At 70.9% G+C, this 15,156-nt stretch carries 14 protein-coding genes; 3 read left to right on the forward strand and 11 right to left on the reverse strand.

Annotated features, from left to right (window positions below):
- Positions 1-36: 36 nt before the first annotated feature.
- From ruvA to pgsA, 9 genes are all read right to left on the reverse strand, one after another.
- Positions 37-663 (reverse strand): Holliday junction branch migration protein RuvA, encoded by a 627-nt coding sequence (gene ruvA / locus ACIBAE_RS10750; RefSeq protein WP_399283871.1) that lies wholly within the window; start codon positions 661-663, stop codon positions 37-39.
- Positions 660-1,217 (reverse strand): crossover junction endodeoxyribonuclease RuvC, encoded by a 558-nt coding sequence (gene ruvC, locus ACIBAE_RS10755; protein ID WP_399283873.1) that lies wholly within the window; start codon positions 1,215-1,217, stop codon positions 660-662. Before ruvC ends, ruvA begins: the two co-directional genes overlap by 4 nt.
- 149 nt (positions 1,218-1,366) lie before the next feature.
- Positions 1,367-2,119, reverse strand: coding sequence for a YebC/PmpR family DNA-binding transcriptional regulator (locus ACIBAE_RS10760; RefSeq protein ID WP_399283874.1), 753 nt, complete (start codon positions 2,117-2,119; stop codon positions 1,367-1,369).
- Between the two features lie 62 nt (positions 2,120-2,181).
- Positions 2,182-2,772 carry a pyridoxal 5'-phosphate synthase glutaminase subunit PdxT gene (gene pdxT / locus ACIBAE_RS10765; protein WP_399283877.1) on the reverse strand — a complete coding sequence of 197 codons (591 nt, stop codon included), beginning with the start codon at positions 2,770-2,772 and terminating at the stop codon, positions 2,182-2,184.
- Between the two features lie 6 nt (positions 2,773-2,778).
- Positions 2,779-3,693, reverse strand: coding sequence for a pyridoxal 5'-phosphate synthase lyase subunit PdxS (gene pdxS / locus ACIBAE_RS10770; RefSeq protein WP_399283878.1), 915 nt, complete (start codon positions 3,691-3,693; stop codon positions 2,779-2,781).
- Positions 3,694-3,827: 134 nt separating this feature from the next.
- A complete protein-coding gene (locus ACIBAE_RS10775; protein WP_399283880.1) occupies positions 3,828-4,373 on the reverse strand; it encodes a hypothetical protein in 546 nt (181 codons plus the stop codon).
- A gap of 184 nt (positions 4,374-4,557) precedes the next feature.
- Positions 4,558-5,718, reverse strand: a complete 1,161-nt coding sequence (locus ACIBAE_RS10780) for a glycosyltransferase family 4 protein (protein WP_399283881.1) — start codon at positions 5,716-5,718, stop codon at positions 4,558-4,560.
- Positions 5,715-6,641 (reverse strand): phosphatidylinositol mannoside acyltransferase, encoded by a 927-nt coding sequence (locus ACIBAE_RS10785; RefSeq protein ID WP_399283884.1) that lies wholly within the window; start codon positions 6,639-6,641, stop codon positions 5,715-5,717. Before ACIBAE_RS10785 ends, ACIBAE_RS10780 begins: the two co-directional genes overlap by 4 nt.
- A complete protein-coding gene (gene pgsA, locus ACIBAE_RS10790; RefSeq protein WP_399283885.1) occupies positions 6,638-7,330 on the reverse strand; it encodes a phosphatidylinositol phosphate synthase in 693 nt (230 codons plus the stop codon). Before pgsA ends, ACIBAE_RS10785 begins: the two co-directional genes overlap by 4 nt.
- Before the next feature lie 245 nt (positions 7,331-7,575).
- Between pgsA and ACIBAE_RS10795 the strand changes: the two genes are divergently transcribed.
- Positions 7,576-9,789: an elongation factor G-like protein EF-G2 gene (locus ACIBAE_RS10795; protein ID WP_399283887.1), complete on the forward strand. Its 2,214-nt coding sequence runs from the start codon at positions 7,576-7,578 to the stop codon at positions 9,787-9,789.
- A 185-nt stretch (positions 9,790-9,974) separates the two neighbouring features.
- The gene (locus ACIBAE_RS10800; protein WP_399283889.1) at positions 9,975-11,630 is read left to right on the forward strand and encodes a hypothetical protein; all 1,656 of its coding nucleotides are present in this window, start codon (positions 9,975-9,977) and stop codon (positions 11,628-11,630) included.
- Between the two features lie 132 nt (positions 11,631-11,762).
- Here ACIBAE_RS10800 and ACIBAE_RS10805 read toward each other — a convergent pair whose 3' ends face one another.
- On the reverse strand, positions 11,763-12,326 hold the full coding sequence (locus ACIBAE_RS10805) for an HIT family protein (RefSeq protein ID WP_399283890.1): 564 nt from the start codon (positions 12,324-12,326) through the stop codon (positions 11,763-11,765).
- 66 nt (positions 12,327-12,392) lie between these two features.
- Here ACIBAE_RS10805 and ACIBAE_RS10810 point away from each other — a divergent pair, with 66 nt between their 5' ends.
- A complete protein-coding gene (locus ACIBAE_RS10810) occupies positions 12,393-13,061 on the forward strand; it encodes a potassium channel family protein (protein WP_399283892.1) in 669 nt (222 codons plus the stop codon).
- A gap of 68 nt (positions 13,062-13,129) precedes the next feature.
- Here ACIBAE_RS10810 and thrS read toward each other — a convergent pair whose 3' ends face one another.
- Positions 13,130-15,106 carry a threonine--tRNA ligase gene (gene thrS, locus ACIBAE_RS10815; RefSeq protein WP_399283894.1) on the reverse strand — a complete coding sequence of 659 codons (1,977 nt, stop codon included), beginning with the start codon at positions 15,104-15,106 and terminating at the stop codon, positions 13,130-13,132.
- Positions 15,107-15,156 lie beyond the last annotated feature (50 nt).

Here is a 15,156-nt window from a genome sequence, read left to right on the forward strand (position 1 = left end):
GGCCCGCCGGATACAGCGCCGGGCCCCCCGCCGGGGTCAGCGCGTTCTGTTCAGGCTCTGGAGCGCGGCGCGCAGCAGCTGCGGCACGGGTGGCTGGGCTCCCGCGGCGACCGCCGCCTCGGCCTGCGGGGTGACCAGGGACACGGCCTCGTCGGCCTCGCGGGTGGCGTAGCCGAGGCCGATCAGCGCGGCGTGCAGCTGATCGCTCCAGGCGGCGGGGCCGCCGGAGCCGCCGGTCCCGCGTCCCGCCCCGGCGCCGATCGGGTCGCCGAGCCGGTCCTTGAGCTCCAGGAGAAGCTTCTGGGCGCCCTTCTTGCCGATGCCGGGGACGGCCATCAGCGCCTTCTCGTCACCGGAGGAGACGGCGACGCGCAGCGCGTCCGGGGTGTGTACGGCCAGCATCGCCTGGGCCAGGCGCGGGCCGACCCCGCTGGCGGTCTGCAACAGCTCGAACACCTGGCGTTCGTCGTCGTCCGCGAAGCCGTACAGGGTGAGTGAGTCCTCCCGTACGACGAGGGAGGTGGCGAGCTTCGCCTGCTGGCCGGTCCGCAGTCCGGCGAGGGTGCCCGGGGTGCACTGCACGGCCATGCCGATACCGCCGACCTCGATGACGGCGGTGGTCGGGGCGAGGGCGGCGACCGGGCCGCTGACGAAGGCGATCATCGCGTGACCTTCCGTACGGGTGCGGTGGTGGGGATGCGGGAGGCGTGGGCCGCCGCGTGCGCCTGCTGGAGGCGGTTCATGGCGGGGGCGCGCCAGATGTGACAGATGGCGAGCGCGAGGGCGTCCGCCGCGTCGGCCGGCTTGGGCGGGGCCGCCAGCCGGAGGAGCCGCGTGACCATCGCGCCGACCTGGGCCTTGTCCGCCCGGCCGCTGCCGGTGACGGCGGCCTTGACCTCACTGGGGGTATGCAGGGCGACGGGGATACCGCGCCGGGAGGCGCAGAGCACGGCGACCGCGCTGGCCTGGGCGGTGCCCATCACGGTACGGACGTTGTGCTGGGCGAACACCCGCTCCACCGCGACGAGTTCGGGCCGGTACTCGTCGAGCCAGGCCTCGATGCCCTGCTCGATGGCGACCAGCCGCATCCCGATCTCGGCGTCCGCGGACGTACGCACCACACCGACACCGAGCATCGTCAGCGGGCGGCCCGCGGCGCCCTCGACGACGCCGACGCCGCACCGGGTCAGCCCGGGGTCGACACCCAGGACCCGCATGCGCCCCACCCCCACATTCTTTCGGTCGCCTGTTCCCACCCGACGGCAGAACCCCTGCTCAGCACAGTATCGGTCGGCACTGACAACGCGACGGGCCGACGGAGGTGTGTCCCCGTCGGCCCGCCAGGTGAAGCCGTGTCAGGCGCGGGTCAGGCGTCGACCTTCTCCATCACTTCGTCCGAGACGTCGAAGTTGGCGAAGACGTTCTGCACGTCGTCGCTGTCCTCCAGCGCGTCGATCAGCTTGAAGATCTTGCGCGCGCCCTCCTCGTCCAGTTCGACCTGCATGGTCGGGACGAAGTTGGCGTCGGCGGAGTCGTAGTCGATGCCCGCCTCCTGGAGCGCGGTGCGGACCGCGACCAGGTCGGTGGCCTCGCTGAGCACCTCGAAGGTCTCACCGAGGTCGTTGACCTCTTCGGCGCCCGCCTCCAGCACGGCGTCCAGGACGTCGTCCTCGCCCAGCTCACCCTTGGGGACGACCACGACGCCCTTGCGGTTGAAGAGGTACGAGACGGACCCCGGGTCGGCCATCGAGCCGCCGTTGCGCGTCATCGCGACGCGGACGTCGGAGGCCGCGCGGTTGCGGTTGTCGGTGAGGCACTCGATGAGCACCGCGACCCCGTTCGGACCGTAGCCCTCGTACATGATCGTCTCGTAGTCGGCGCCACCGGCCTCCAGGCCGGCACCACGCTTGACGGCGGAGTCGATGTTCTTGTTGGGGACCGAGCTCTTCTTCGCCTTCTGGATGGCGTCGAAAAGAGTCGGATTGCCTTCGACATCGGCGCCGCCGGTCCGGGCCGCGACCTCGACGTTCTTGATCAGCTTCGCGAAGAGCTTGCCGCGCTTGGCATCGATCACGGCCTTCTTGTGCTTCGTCGTAGCCCATTTAGAGTGGCCGGACATCTGCCTGTCTCCTTCGCGTAACCAATTCTGCTCCGTTCGGCAGAGATCCTACCGGGACCCGGTCACCGGGCGGCGCGCACCATGTCGCTGAAGTACCGGTGGAGCCGGTGGTCGCCCGTCAGCTCGGGGTGGAACGACGTCGCGAGGGCATTGCCCTGGCGTACGGCGACCACATGTCCCCCGTACTCCGCGAGCACCTCGACCTCGGCGCCCACCGACTCGACCCAGGGCGCCCGGATGAAGACACCCTCGACCGGGCCGCCGTCGACACCGGCGACCGCGACGGCCGCCTCGAAGGACTCGTTCTGCCGCCCGAAGGCGTTCCGGCGGACGATCATGTCGATCCCGCCGACGGTCTCCTGGCCTGAGCGGGGATCGATGATCTTCTCGGCCAGCATGATCAGCCCGGCGCAGGTGCCGTACACCGGCATGCCGGCCCGTACCCGATCGCGCAGCGGCTCCAGCATGCCGAAGAGCACGGCCAGCTTGGACATGGTGGTCGACTCGCCACCCGGGATCACCAGGCCCTCGACCTCGGCGAGTTCCTCCGGGCGCCGGACGGTCCTGGCTTCGGCTCCCGCCGCGGCCAGGGCCGCCAGATGCTCCCGGACGTCGCCCTGGAGGGCCAGGACCCCGATCAGGGGGGTGCTCATCGGTGCTTACCAGCCCCGGTTCGCGTAGCGCTCGGTCTCGGGCAGCGTGTCGATGTTGATGCCGACCATGGCTTCGCCCAGGTTCCTGGACGCGTCCGCGACCACCTTCGGGTCGTCGTAGAACGTGGTCGCCCGCACGATCGCGGCGGCCCGCTTGGCCGGGTCGCCGGACTTGAAGATGCCGGACCCGACGAAGACGCCCTCGGCGCCGAGCTGGCGCATCAGCGCCGCGTCGGCGGGGGTGGCGACGCCGCCGGCGGAGAACAGCACGACCGGCAGCTTGCCGAGCGCGGCGACCTCCTTGACGATCTCGTACGGGGCGCGCAGCTCCTTGGCGGCGGCGTACAGCTCGTTGTTGTCGAAGCCGCGCAGCCGGGCGATCTCGTTCTTGATCTGCCGCAGGTGACGGACCGCCTCGACGACGTTGCCGGTGCCGGCCTCGCCCTTGGAGCGGATCATTGCCGCGCCCTCGGCGATCCGGCGCAGCGCCTCGCCCAGGTTCGTCGCACCGCAGACGAAGGGCGTGGTGAAGGCCCACTTGTCGGAGTGGTTGACCTCATCGGCCGGGGTCAGCACCTCGGACTCGTCGATGTAGTCCACACCGAGGGACTGCAGGACCTGGGCCTCGACGAAGTGTCCGATGCGGGACTTGGCCATCACCGGGATGGAGACGGCGTTGATGATGCCCTCGACCATGTCCGGGTCGGACATCCGGGCGATGCCGCCGTCCTTGCGGATGTCGGCGGGCACCCGCTCCAGAGCCATCACGGCGACCGCGCCGGCGTCTTCGGCGATCTTGGCCTGCTCCGGCGTGACGACGTCCATGATCACACCGCCCTTGAGCTGCTCGGCCATGCCGCGCTTGACCCGCGCGGTGCCGGTCTCGGGGGTCTGGGGGGTGGTGGGGAGCGTGGTGGACACGGAGCGACCTCACGGGGTGAAAACGACACGATGGCGACATGGCGGATGCTGTCTTGCTGCATGACCGCACCCCCCGAGGAAACGCCCGGGTGCCGGTCGGCGGCAAGGGCCAATGAACAGCCGGTGGATCGTTCTCAGGTCCCCGGCCGGTCCGCCAGGGCGACGGGCGGCCCGTCGTCCATCTCGAAGGCGAGCGGGAACGGGGCATGGCCGGCCAGCCGGAACAACCGCACGGTCCGGTGCCGGCGCAGCGCCCGGGCGGCGCGTACGGCGTCGTTGTGGAAGCGCCGGGCCATGGGCACACGCCGTACGGCGGCGGCGAGTTCGCCCGCGGCGTCCTCTCCACCGGGAACGGCCTGTACGGCTTCGACCTGCGCGGTCTCCCCGAACACGGCCCGCAGTGCCTGGGTCAGCTCGCTCTCCGAAACCTCCCGCTGCTCCTCCTCGGCCTGCCGGGCCGCGTGCGCGGCCTGATACAGCACGATCGACGCGGCCGGATCGAGCACCCCGGAGGTGGCCAGTTCCTGGGTGACCGAGGCACGCCGCAGCAACTGGGCGTCGAGGGCGGCACGGGCAGCGTCGATCCGCGCGTGCAGCCGGTCGAGCCGGCCCGCGGTCCAGCTGAGATAGAGGCCGATCGCGACGACGCCGACAACGATCCAGATAAGGGTTTCGGTCACGACGGGCAAGGCTACCGGGGCGTGCCGGGGCCTCTTCCGGGACCGGGGGCGGGAAGGCGGGGCCGCCGGCCCGTGCGCCCGTGGGCGCCGGGCCTCGCCGCCCTGCCCAAAACCGCCGTGGCAGAGCGCTCCGGGCGCTCCCAGGGCCGCGTGGGCCGCCCGCCGCCGGGCGGCCGGGGTGAGCTCAGTCCCTCGCCAGTCCGAATCTCGCCCGGCGCCCCGGCCGTTCGTCCGTCGCCACCGAGGCCGCACCGTCGGTGACCGTCTCGTAGACCGCCAGGATGTCCGCCCCGACCGTGGACCAGTCGAAGCGCCGCACGTGCGCGCTTCCCCGCTCACGCAGCTCGGCACGCCTTTCCGGGTCTCCCAGCAGCCGCACCGCCGCCCCCGCCAGCGCGTCCGCGTCCTCGTTCGCGAACAGGGCGCCCGCCGCCCCCTGGTCGAGGACCTGCGCGAACGCGTCGAGGTCACTGGCCAGCACCGGCGCCCCCGCCGACATGGCTTCGACGAGGATGATGCCGAAGCTCTCGCCGCCGGTGTTGGGCGCGACGTACAGGTCGACGCTGCGCAGCAACCGCGCCTTGTCGTCGTCGCTGATCATCCCGAGGAACTCGACCCGGGACCGCATCTCCCGGGGGAGTGACGCGACCGCCTCCTCCTCGTCCCCGCGCCCGGCCACCAGCAGCCGGGTCTCGGGGTAGGCCGCCAGGATCTTCGGCAGGGCCCGCATCAGCACCGGCAGTCCCTTGCGCGGTTCGTCGATGCGCCCTATGAAGCCGATCGTGCCGCCCTGCCACGCGGGGTTCGCCTCGGCCTTGGCGAAGAAGTCGACGTCGACGCCGTTGGGGATGACGACCGCGTCGCCTCCGAGGTGCTCCACCAGCGTCCGCCGCGCGTACTCGCTGACCGCGATCCGGGCGCTGATCTTCTCCAGCGCGGCCTGCAGGATGGCGTACGCGGCGATCATGGCCCGCGAGCGGGGATTCGACGTGTGGAACGTCGCGACCATGGGGCCCTGCGCGACCCAGCAGGTCAGCAGTCCCAGCGACGGCGACGTCGGCTCATGGATGTGGATCACGTCGAACGTGCCGTCGTGCACCCACCGCCGCACCCGAGCCGCCGACAGGAAACCGAAGTTCAGCCGGGCGACCGACCCGTTGTACGGAACGGGTACGGCACGGCCGGCCGATACGACGTACGGCGGCAGCGGGGTCTCGTCGTCCGCGGGCGCCAGGACCGACACCTCGTGCCCCAGCCGGATCAGGTGCTCCGCCAGATCCCTGATGTGGAACTGGACGCCACCGGGCACGTCCCACGAGTACGGGCAGACGATGCCGATCTTCACTGAGGGCTCCCGCCCGGGCTCGCCGGCCGGGATGCGAGATCCGTGAGCCACAGTCGCTGCAGCATGTGCCAGTCCTCCGGGTGCTCGGCGATTCCGGTGGCGAAGACATCGGCCACCGCCTGTGCCATGACGGCCGTCTTCTCGGCGCGCGTACCTGTCTCCGGTACGTCGACCGGCGGATGGACCCGGCCCCGCATCACCGGAGCGTCGTCGTACCAGAGGGTCACCGGGAGCAGCAGCGCCCCGGTCTGCTGGGCCAGCAGCGCCGGGCCGGCCGGCATCCGCGCCGTGTCCCCGAAGAAGTCGACCTCGACTCCGGCGGCGGACAGGTCGCGGTCGGCCACCAGGCAGACCAGGCCGCCGTCGCGCAGCCGCCGCGCGAGTGTGCCGAAGGCGGAGCCGCCGGTGTGCGGCAGCACCTCCATGCCCAGGCTCTCGCGGTACGCCACGAATCTGTCGTACAGCGTCTCGGGCTTGAGCCGCTCGGCGACCGTGGTGAACGGCACGCCCAGCGCCCGGGTGACCCAGACTCCCGCCAGGTCCCAGTTGGCCAGGTGCGGCAGCGCGAGTATCACGCCCCGGCCGGAGGCGAGGCCCTCCTGGAGATGGTGGACGTCCGTGACCTGGAATCCGGCGCGGACGCGCTCCTCGCTCCAGGTGGGCAGCCGGAACGACTCCATCCAGTAGCGCATGTACGAGCGCATCCCGGCCCGGGACAGCTCGGCGAGCCGCTCGGGCCCGGCGTCCGGCACGACGCGCGACAGATTGGACTCCAGGCGCAGCACACTCTTGCCGCGCCGCTTCCACACGGTGTCCGCGATGGTCCGGCCGAGAGCGGCGGCCGCCGGCTCGGGGAGCATCTTGACGGTGGACCAGCCGAGTCCGTACAGCGTGTCGGTCACCCGCTCGCCCGCCCCGCTCATGAAGGGGCCCCGTCGCCCTGCCCGCCGGCCCCGGTGCCGGGTGCCGCGCCGGCCGCGGCGGCGTCGGCCTCCGCCGACTCGCGCCGTACGGTGACGACGCGCTGCCCGAGCGTCACGGCGGAACCGACCGCCACGATCCACAGGGCGATCGGCAGGAGGACGTCGATCCACGGCACCCCGAAGGCGTGCAGCCCGGCGAGACCGGCCGCGACGAGCGAGATGACCAGCCGCTCGGCCCGCTCGATCAGTCCGTTGACGGCCACGGGCAGCCCGATGGACTCGCCCCGGGCCTTCGTGTACGAGACCACCTGGCCGCTGGCCAGGCAGAAGATGGCGACGGCGCAGAGCACGTTGTTGTCGCCCTTGCCCGCGTACCAGAGCGCGAAGCCGCCGAAGATCGCGCCGTCCGCGACCCGGTCGAGCGTCGAGTCCAGGAAAGCGCCCCAGCGGCTGGAGATCCCGGCCTGTCGCGCCATGTTGCCGTCGACGAGGTCCGAGAAGACGAAGAGGGTGATGACGATGGTGCCCCAGAAGAACTCACCGCGGGGGAAGAAGACCAGCGCACCCGCCATCACCCCGGCCGTACCGATGAGCGTGACCGCATCCGGACTGACTCCGCGACGGAGCAGAAACGCGGCGAACGGTGTGAGGACACGCGTGAAGAATGCACGCGCGTACTTGTTCAGCATGGCCTTCCCGAGGTTCGTTGGGCCGGGCGGCCCCAACGGCAGCCGGCGGGCCCATCGTAGCCAGGACCTCCGGGCCGCCGGTCCCCGCACCCGGACCGGGGCGCCGCGTACGACGTATGGACGCGCCCTGACCTGAGTGCGAAGCTCGAAGAACGACCGTGGGCATCGCCGGAGCTGCCCCCGCGACTCCCCGGGCCCACGTCCGAATCCTCTCCCCACGTCCGATCGACCGGGAGGCATGAATCATGGGCGACAAGGCGCGTACACACCCCGGGGCCGCCGGAAGAGCGGCGACGGCCGACCGGCCCGCGTCCCTGCGGAACGTGGTACTGGTCGGCCACAGCGGCTCCGGAAAGACCACCCTCGTCGAGGCCCTCGCGCTGACCGCGGGCGCCGTCAACCGGGCGGGCCGGGTCGAGGACGGCGCGACGGTCTCCGACTACGACGAGATCGAGCACCGCCGGCAACGTTCCGTACAGCTCTCCCTCGTCCCCCTGGAATGGGACGGGTACAAGATCAATCTTCTGGACACCCCCGGCTACGCCGATTTCGTCGGGGAACTGAGGGCCGGTCTGCGCGCGGCGGACGCGGCCCTCTTCGTCGTCTCGGCCGCCCAGGAGGCGGAGGCCGTCGACGGCGCGACGCGCACCGTCTGGGAGGAGTGCGCGGCGGTCGGCATGCCGCGCGCGATCGTCATCACGCATCTGGACACGGCGCGCACCGGATTCGACGAGATGACCCGGATCTGCGCGCGGATCTTCGGCGGGGACGACCCCGACGCCGTACTCCCGCTGTATCTCCCGGTGCGCGGCGCCGAGGGCCCGGACGGACACGCGCCGGTCACCGGTCTCGCCGGGCTGCTCTCCCGGAAGATCTTCGACTACTCCTCCGGGGAGCGGCGCGGGACTCCGCCCGGCCCGGGCCGGCTGCCGCTGATCGACGAGGCCCGTGGCCGGCTGATCGAAGGGATCATCGCGCAGAGCGAGGACGAGACGCTCATGGACCGCTACCTCGGCGGCGACACGATCGACCTCAAGACGCTCGTCGTCGACCTGGAGAAGGCGGTGGCGCGCGGCAACTTCCACCCGGTGCTCGCGGCGGCGCCCGCACCGGCCGGCGCCGCGCACGGCCTGGGTACCGTCGAGCTGCTGGACCTGATCACCGGCGGTTTCCCGACCCCGCCGGAGCGCCCGGCGCCCGCCGTCACCACCCTGGACGGCACCCCCCGCCCGGGCGTCCACTGCGATCCGCAGGGCCCGCTCGTCGCCGAGGTCGTCAAGACCGCCGCCGACCCGTATGTCGGCAGGATCTCTCTCGTACGGGTCTTCTCCGGCACCCTGCGGCCGGACGCGACCGTCCATGTCTCGGGTCACGGGCTCACCGAGCGGGGCCATGAGGACCATGACGCCGACGAGCGGGTCGGCTCGCTCTCCTCCCCCTTCGGCAAGCAGCAGCGGGTCCTGGCCCAGTGCGTCGCCGGGGATCTCGCCTGCGTCGGCAGGCTGTCCCGTGCCGAGACCGGGGACACCCTGTCCGCCCCGGACGATCCGCTCCTCATCGCGCCCTGGAACATGCCCGACCCGCTGTTGCCGCTCGCTGTCGAGGCGCACAGCACGGCGGACGAGGACAAGCTGTCCCAGGGGCTGGCCCGGCTGGTGGCCGAGGACCCGACCATGCGCCTGGAGCAGAATCCGGACACCCATCAGGTGGTGCTCTGGTGCCTGGGCGAGGCCCATACGGACGTCGCCCTGGACCGGCTGCGCAGCCGGTACGGCGTCCAGGTCGACGCCGTACCGTTCCGGGTCGCGCTGCGGGAGACCTTCGGCGAACGGGCGGCGGGCCACGGACGGCAGGTGAAACAGTCCGGCGGCCACGGCCAGTTCGCGATCTGCGACATCGAGGTGGAGCCGCTCCCGCCCGGCTCGGGCATCGAATTCGTCGACAGGGTCGTGGGCGGCGCGGTGCCGCGCCACTTCATCCCCTCCGTCGAGAAGGGCGTACGGAGCCAGGCGGCGCGCGGTGTCGGGGCGGGTCATCCGCTGGTCGACATCCGGATCACGCTGCTCGACGGGAAGTCCCACTCGGTGGACTCCTCCGACGCCGCGTTCCAGGCGGCGGGCGCTCTGGCGCTGCGTGAGGCGGCCGGTGGGACGGCCATCCATCTGCTGGAACCGGTCGCCGAGGTGGAGGTCATGATTCCGGACGAGTACGTCGGGCCCGTCATGAGTGACCTCTCCGGACGGCGCGGCCGGGTCGTGGGCACCGAACAGGCCGGTCCAGGACGGACGTTCGTCAAGGCCGAGGTGCCGGAGCTGGAGATCGGACGGTACGCGGCCGACCTGCGCTCCGTCTCCCACGGCACCGGCCGGTTCAGCCGCTCGTACCTCCGCCACGAGCCCATGCCCCCGGCGCTGGCGGGCAGAGTGCGCCAGGAGACGAGCCACGGTCAGGCGTACTGACCGGTGAGGTCGGGCCCACGCCCGGTCCTCGTGCGGCCTGTTGACCCGGCGTGGCGAAAGAGCGCCATGACCATGACGCGGATGGCGTTGCCCGGTTACGCTGAGGTGCCCTGCCCAACGCATGTGCGGGGCACGCGGATCGGGACCTGGCCGCGGTGGCGGATCCTTGCGGCGAGGGGGCGGCAGTGGCGGACGACGGGTTCGACTTCAGCCCGGGGGCACAGATCCCACTCCAGGGTGGCTCCGGACAGACCGCGGCGACACACGCCCTCGCCTCGACGGCGTACCGGGACAGCCCGGTCGAGGACATCCTCAAGGCCGACAACGCCTGGCACAAGTCCGGTGTGTCCAAGGGCAGGTTCTCGCTCTTCGAACCCAACCTGGGCGAGGCGTTCTCCCGCGCCGTCCAGCTCCGGACCCTGGGCGGCGGCCGGAAGGCGCTGATCCAGTCCTTCGGCATGGAGCCGCGGGCGGTGGTCGAGCACTGCCTCGCCGCGACCCGCATCCGCAAGGAACGCGACACGAAGCTCACCGCGGTGACGGCGGTCGCCGGTGTGCTCTTCCTGCCCGGCCTGCTCATCTGGCTCGGGGTGTTCCAGCTGCGCCGGACCCTGGCCGGGTCCAAGGACCGGCGTTCCGGGGCGATCGGCGCCGGGCTGCTGCTCGCCGTCGCCGTCCTCGCCGTGATCTTCCTGGTCCGGCTCCCGTTCGACGGCGTCCTCGGCTGGTATCTGCGCGGCATGATCGTCGCCCCGGTCATCGGCTGGTGGCTGGCCAAGCGGATCTGCGAGTCGGCCGCGGAGGATCTGCACGCCCGCTGGGGCGGCCTCCTCTCCGGAGGCGGCACCGGAGCCAAGATCCCCGAGGCGGTCCCGGGAAAACCCGGTGACGCGGCGGCGGAAGAACTGCGCCTGGGACTGGAGAAGCTCACCGCCGAGCAGCGCTCCAACGTGGTCTTCTACGCCGGGCCCAAGGGGATACTCGGCATGGGCACCCGCTGGGGCAGCTGGCAGCTCGCCGAGGAGCTGGTCCCCAAGGACCCGGGCAAGGAGATCCACCAGTTCCGCAGCTACGACGTGATAAGGGCCATCCACGACCAGATGAAGCTGCTGGAGCGCGGCCCCCTGAACTCGGGCGGATTCCCCACCCCCTCGGTCAAGCACTGGATCGTGTCGCCGGTCGGTGAAGGTGCGGACTCGGTGTCCCGGCCGGAGGGCACGGAGGTCGACGCCTTCCAGGTCAAGAGCCACGAGATACAGCGCATCTGCAACCACCAGCAGTTCGGCAGCGGTAACCGCCACTACCTCGGCGTCCAGTTCACTCTCTGGGACAGCCAGCTGGTGCTCACGATGATGATCTCGGTCACCGTCCTGCACGAGACACTGCGCATCGAGGTCTCCGGCTACGCGCTCGGCCCGGTGCACTCCCTGTTCTACGCGAAGCCCTCGCGCAAGGAGGTCACCCGCGCCAAGGCGGTCCGCTTCTGGGAGACCACCTCACGGAACCTGCCCCTGGTCGAGCCGCGTGAGGCTGTCCGCCTCGCGGTGCGCGCCCCGCTCACCTGGTACCCGCCGCTCCTCGACTACCTCGGCGGCAAGCTCTCCCTCCCCGAGCCGTTCGGGATGCGGCACGCCTGGGCCGACCAGCCCTGGCACCACCGCTTCATGGCCGACGACGCGATGCGCGCGGCCACCCCGGTCCTGCGGGTGGCGCACCAAGCCGCGATGCGGGTCCTCGCGGAGCACGGCGTGGACACCGAGCGCTTCGGCAACCGCTCGTCCTCCCTGATAGGAGCGGTCCAGGACCCGTCACCGAAGAAGGTCGACGCGTACGACGCCTGAGGAACGGGCGGCGTCCACGGCCGGGCGTGCGGCAGGGGCCGACCACCTGGTCCCGGGTCCGGTGGGGCGGGGGCAGGACCTTCGCGACCTTGCCCCCCGCCCGTTGCCCTGGTCCGCCTCGGGCGACAGCTCTCAGGCCGCCGCCGGCCAGACGTCGGCGAGCATCTGCCGGGTGTCCGCGAGCAGCTGGGGAAGCACCTTGGTGTGCCCGACGACCGGCATGAAATTGGTGTCGCCGCCCCAGCGCGGTACGACATGCTGGTGCAGATGGGCGGCGATCCCGGCGCCCGCCGCCGCGCCCTGGTTCATCCCGATGTTGAAGCCGTGCGCCCCGGACGCGGTCCGCAGCGCGGTCATCGCGTGCTTCGTGAGCAGGCCCAGCTCGGCGGTCTCCGCGTCGTCCAGCTCCGTGTAGTCGGCGACGTGCCGGTACGGCACCACCATGAGGTGCCCCCCGTTGTACGGGTACAGGTTCAGCACCGCGTACACCCGCTCACCCCGGGCGATGATCAGCCCGTCCGCGTCGGACTTCGACGGAAGGGAGCAGAAAGGACAGCCGTCGTCGGCGCCCGGTCCGCTGGGCTTGTTCTCGCCCTGGATGTAGGCCATCCGATGGGGCGTCCACAGGCGCTGGAACGCGTCCTGGGTCCCCACTCCGATCTGCTGCTCCGGCTCACTCGTCATGCTGTGCAGCATATGACTCAGCCTCTGGGAAGCGTGTCGCCGGGCCAGGACCCGTTCGCTCCCGGCGATGCTGGGACCATGCACGTCCGAAACGGACCCGACCTGACGCGCCGCTGGGACCGGCGCATGGAGCTGCCCCTGCTCGTGGCCTCGCCGCTCTTCCTCGCCTGCTACGCGGTACGCGTCCTGGACACGAGCCCCGATCCGTTCTGGCGCGACCTCGCGCTGGCGCTGGCGCTGCTGATCTGGGCGGTCTTCGCGGTGGACTACACCGTACGGCTGCTGCTCAGCGGCCGGCGTCCGCTCAGCTTCCTGCGGACCCACCTGCTGGACACGGTCGTCCTCGTGCTGCCGCTGCTGCGGCCGCTGCGGATCGTGAACACGTACGACGCGGTCCAGCGGCGGCGCGACGAGCCCCGGCTCAGTCTGTACGGGCGGGTGATGGCGTACGCCGCCATCACCGCCCTGCTGCTCAGCTTCGCGGCCGCGCTCGCCGTCTACCAGCAGGAGCGCGACGCACCGGGCGCCACCATCCGTACCTTCGGTGATTCGGTGTGGTGGGCCTGCTCGGCGATCACCACCGTCGGCTACGGCGATGTGACGCCCGTGACCCCGCTCGGCAGGGTCTACGCGGTGTTCCTGATGGCCTGCGGTGTGGCGCTGCTGGGCGCCGTGACCGGTTCGTTCTCGTCCTGGCTGATCCAGGTCTTCGACCGGGAGGACAAGGAGAGGCCCCCAGGAGGCTGAACGCTTCCCGGGGGCCCTTCCTCGCTGTCCTCGGACCATGTGCTCGAACGATGGCCTCGGACGATGCCTCAGACCTGTACGCGGTCCTCGACGACCTTCGCGATCTTCGCGATGGCTTCGTCGGCCGGAATGCCGTTCTCCTGCGAACCGTCCCGGTAACGGAACGACACGGTGCCCGCGTTCATGTCGTCGTCACCCACGATGATCATGAACGGGACCTTGGCGCGCTGCTGGTTGCGGATCTTCTTCTGCATACGGTCCGAGGAGGCGTCCACCTCCACCCGCAGGCCCTGCTTCCGCGCCTTCGCCGCGAACTCCTGGAGGTACGGGATGTGCGCGTCGCCGATCGGGATACCCACCGCCTGCACCGGAGCCAGCCACGCCGGGAACGCTCCCGCGTAGTGCTCCAGCAGCACCGCGAAGAACCGCTCGATCGAACCGAACAGGGCACGGTGGATCATGACGGGCCGCTGCTTGGTGCCGTCAGGACCGGTGTACTCCAGGTCGAAACGCTCCGGCAGGTTGAAGTCGAGCTGCACGGTCGACATCTGCCAGGTGCGGCCGATGGCGTCCTTCGCCTGCACTGAGATCTTCGGGCCGTAGAACGCCGCGCCGCCCGGGTCCGGGACCAGCGGAAGGCCCTGCTTCTCGGCGACCTGGCGCAGCGTCTCGGTGGCCTCTTCCCACGCCTCGTCCGAGCCGACGAACTTCTCGGGGTCCTTGGTGGACAGCTCCAGGTAGAAGTCGGTCAGACCGTAGTCGCGCAGCAGATTCAGCACGAAGGTCAGCGTCGCGTCGAGCTCGTCCGCCATCTGCTCACGCGTGCAGTAGATGTGCGCGTCGTCCTGGGTGAAGCCGCGCGCCCGGGTCAGGCCGTGTACGACGCCGGACTTCTCGTACCGGTACACCGTCCCGAACTCGAAGAGCCGCAGGGGCAGTTCACGGTAGGACCGGCCCCGGGCGTCGAAGATCAGGTTGTGCATCGGGCAGTTCATGGGCTTGAGGTAGTAGTCCACGCCCTCGTCGAGCTGCATGGGCGGGTACATGCCGTCGGCGTACCAGTCCAGGTGCCCGCTCTTCTCGAAGAGCTTCCCCTTGGTGGCGTGCGGGGTGTAGACGAATTCGTACCCCTCCTCCTCGTGCCGGCGGCGCGAGTAGTCCTCCATGGTCCGGCGGATGATGCCGCCCTTGGGGTGGAAGACCGCGAGGCCGGAGCCGACCTCGTCGGGGAAGGAGAAGAGGTCCAGCTCGTTGCCGAGCTTGCGGTGGTCGCGCTTCTCGGCCTCGGCGAGGAACTCCAGGTGTGCCTTCAGCTCGTCCTTCGACGGCCACGCGGTGCCGTAGATGCGCTGGAGCATCGGGTTCTTCTCGCTGCCCCGCCAGTACGCGGCCGCGTTGCGCATCAGCTTGAACGCCGGGATGGCGCGGGTGGTGGGCAGGTGGGGGCCCCGGCAGAGGTCCTTCCAGCACAGCTCGCCGGTCTTGGCGTCCAGGTTGTCGTAGATGGTCAGCTCTCCGCCGCCCACCTCGACATTCGCGCCGTCGTCGGTCGACGCGGCGCCCTTGATGCCGATGAGCTCCAGCTTGTACGGCTCGGCGGCCAGCTCCTCGCGGGCCGCCTCGTCCGTGACCACACGCCGGGAGAAGCGCTGGCCGCGCTTCTGGATCTCCTGCATCTTCTTCTCGACGGCCTTGAGGTCATCGGGGGTGAAGGGGGTCTCGACATCGAAGTCGTAGTAGAAACCGTCCTTGACCGGCGGGCCGATGCCCAGCTTCGCCTCGGGGAACAGCTCCTGCACGGCCTGGGCCATGACATGCGCGGTGGAGTGGCGCAGGATGTCGAGACCGTCCTGGGAGGAGATCTCGACGGGCTCGACGACCTCGCCCTCGCCGATCACGTATGCGAGGTCCTTCAGCTCGCCGCCCACACGCGCGGCGACGATGGTGCGCTCGCCGGGGAAGAGCTCGGCCGCCGTAGTGCCCGTCGTCACCACGCGCTCTTCCCGCTCGGAATCGCGTTGGATGATCACACGGACGTCTGACACCGGTCTCTCCTGACTCACGGGGCGCGACAGCGGTCACTGCGCGCTTGAAT

Source organism: Streptomyces sp. NPDC051569 (assembly GCF_044454085.1).
In the GTDB taxonomy this organism is placed as follows: Bacteria; Actinomycetota; Actinomycetes; order Streptomycetales; family Streptomycetaceae; genus Streptomyces.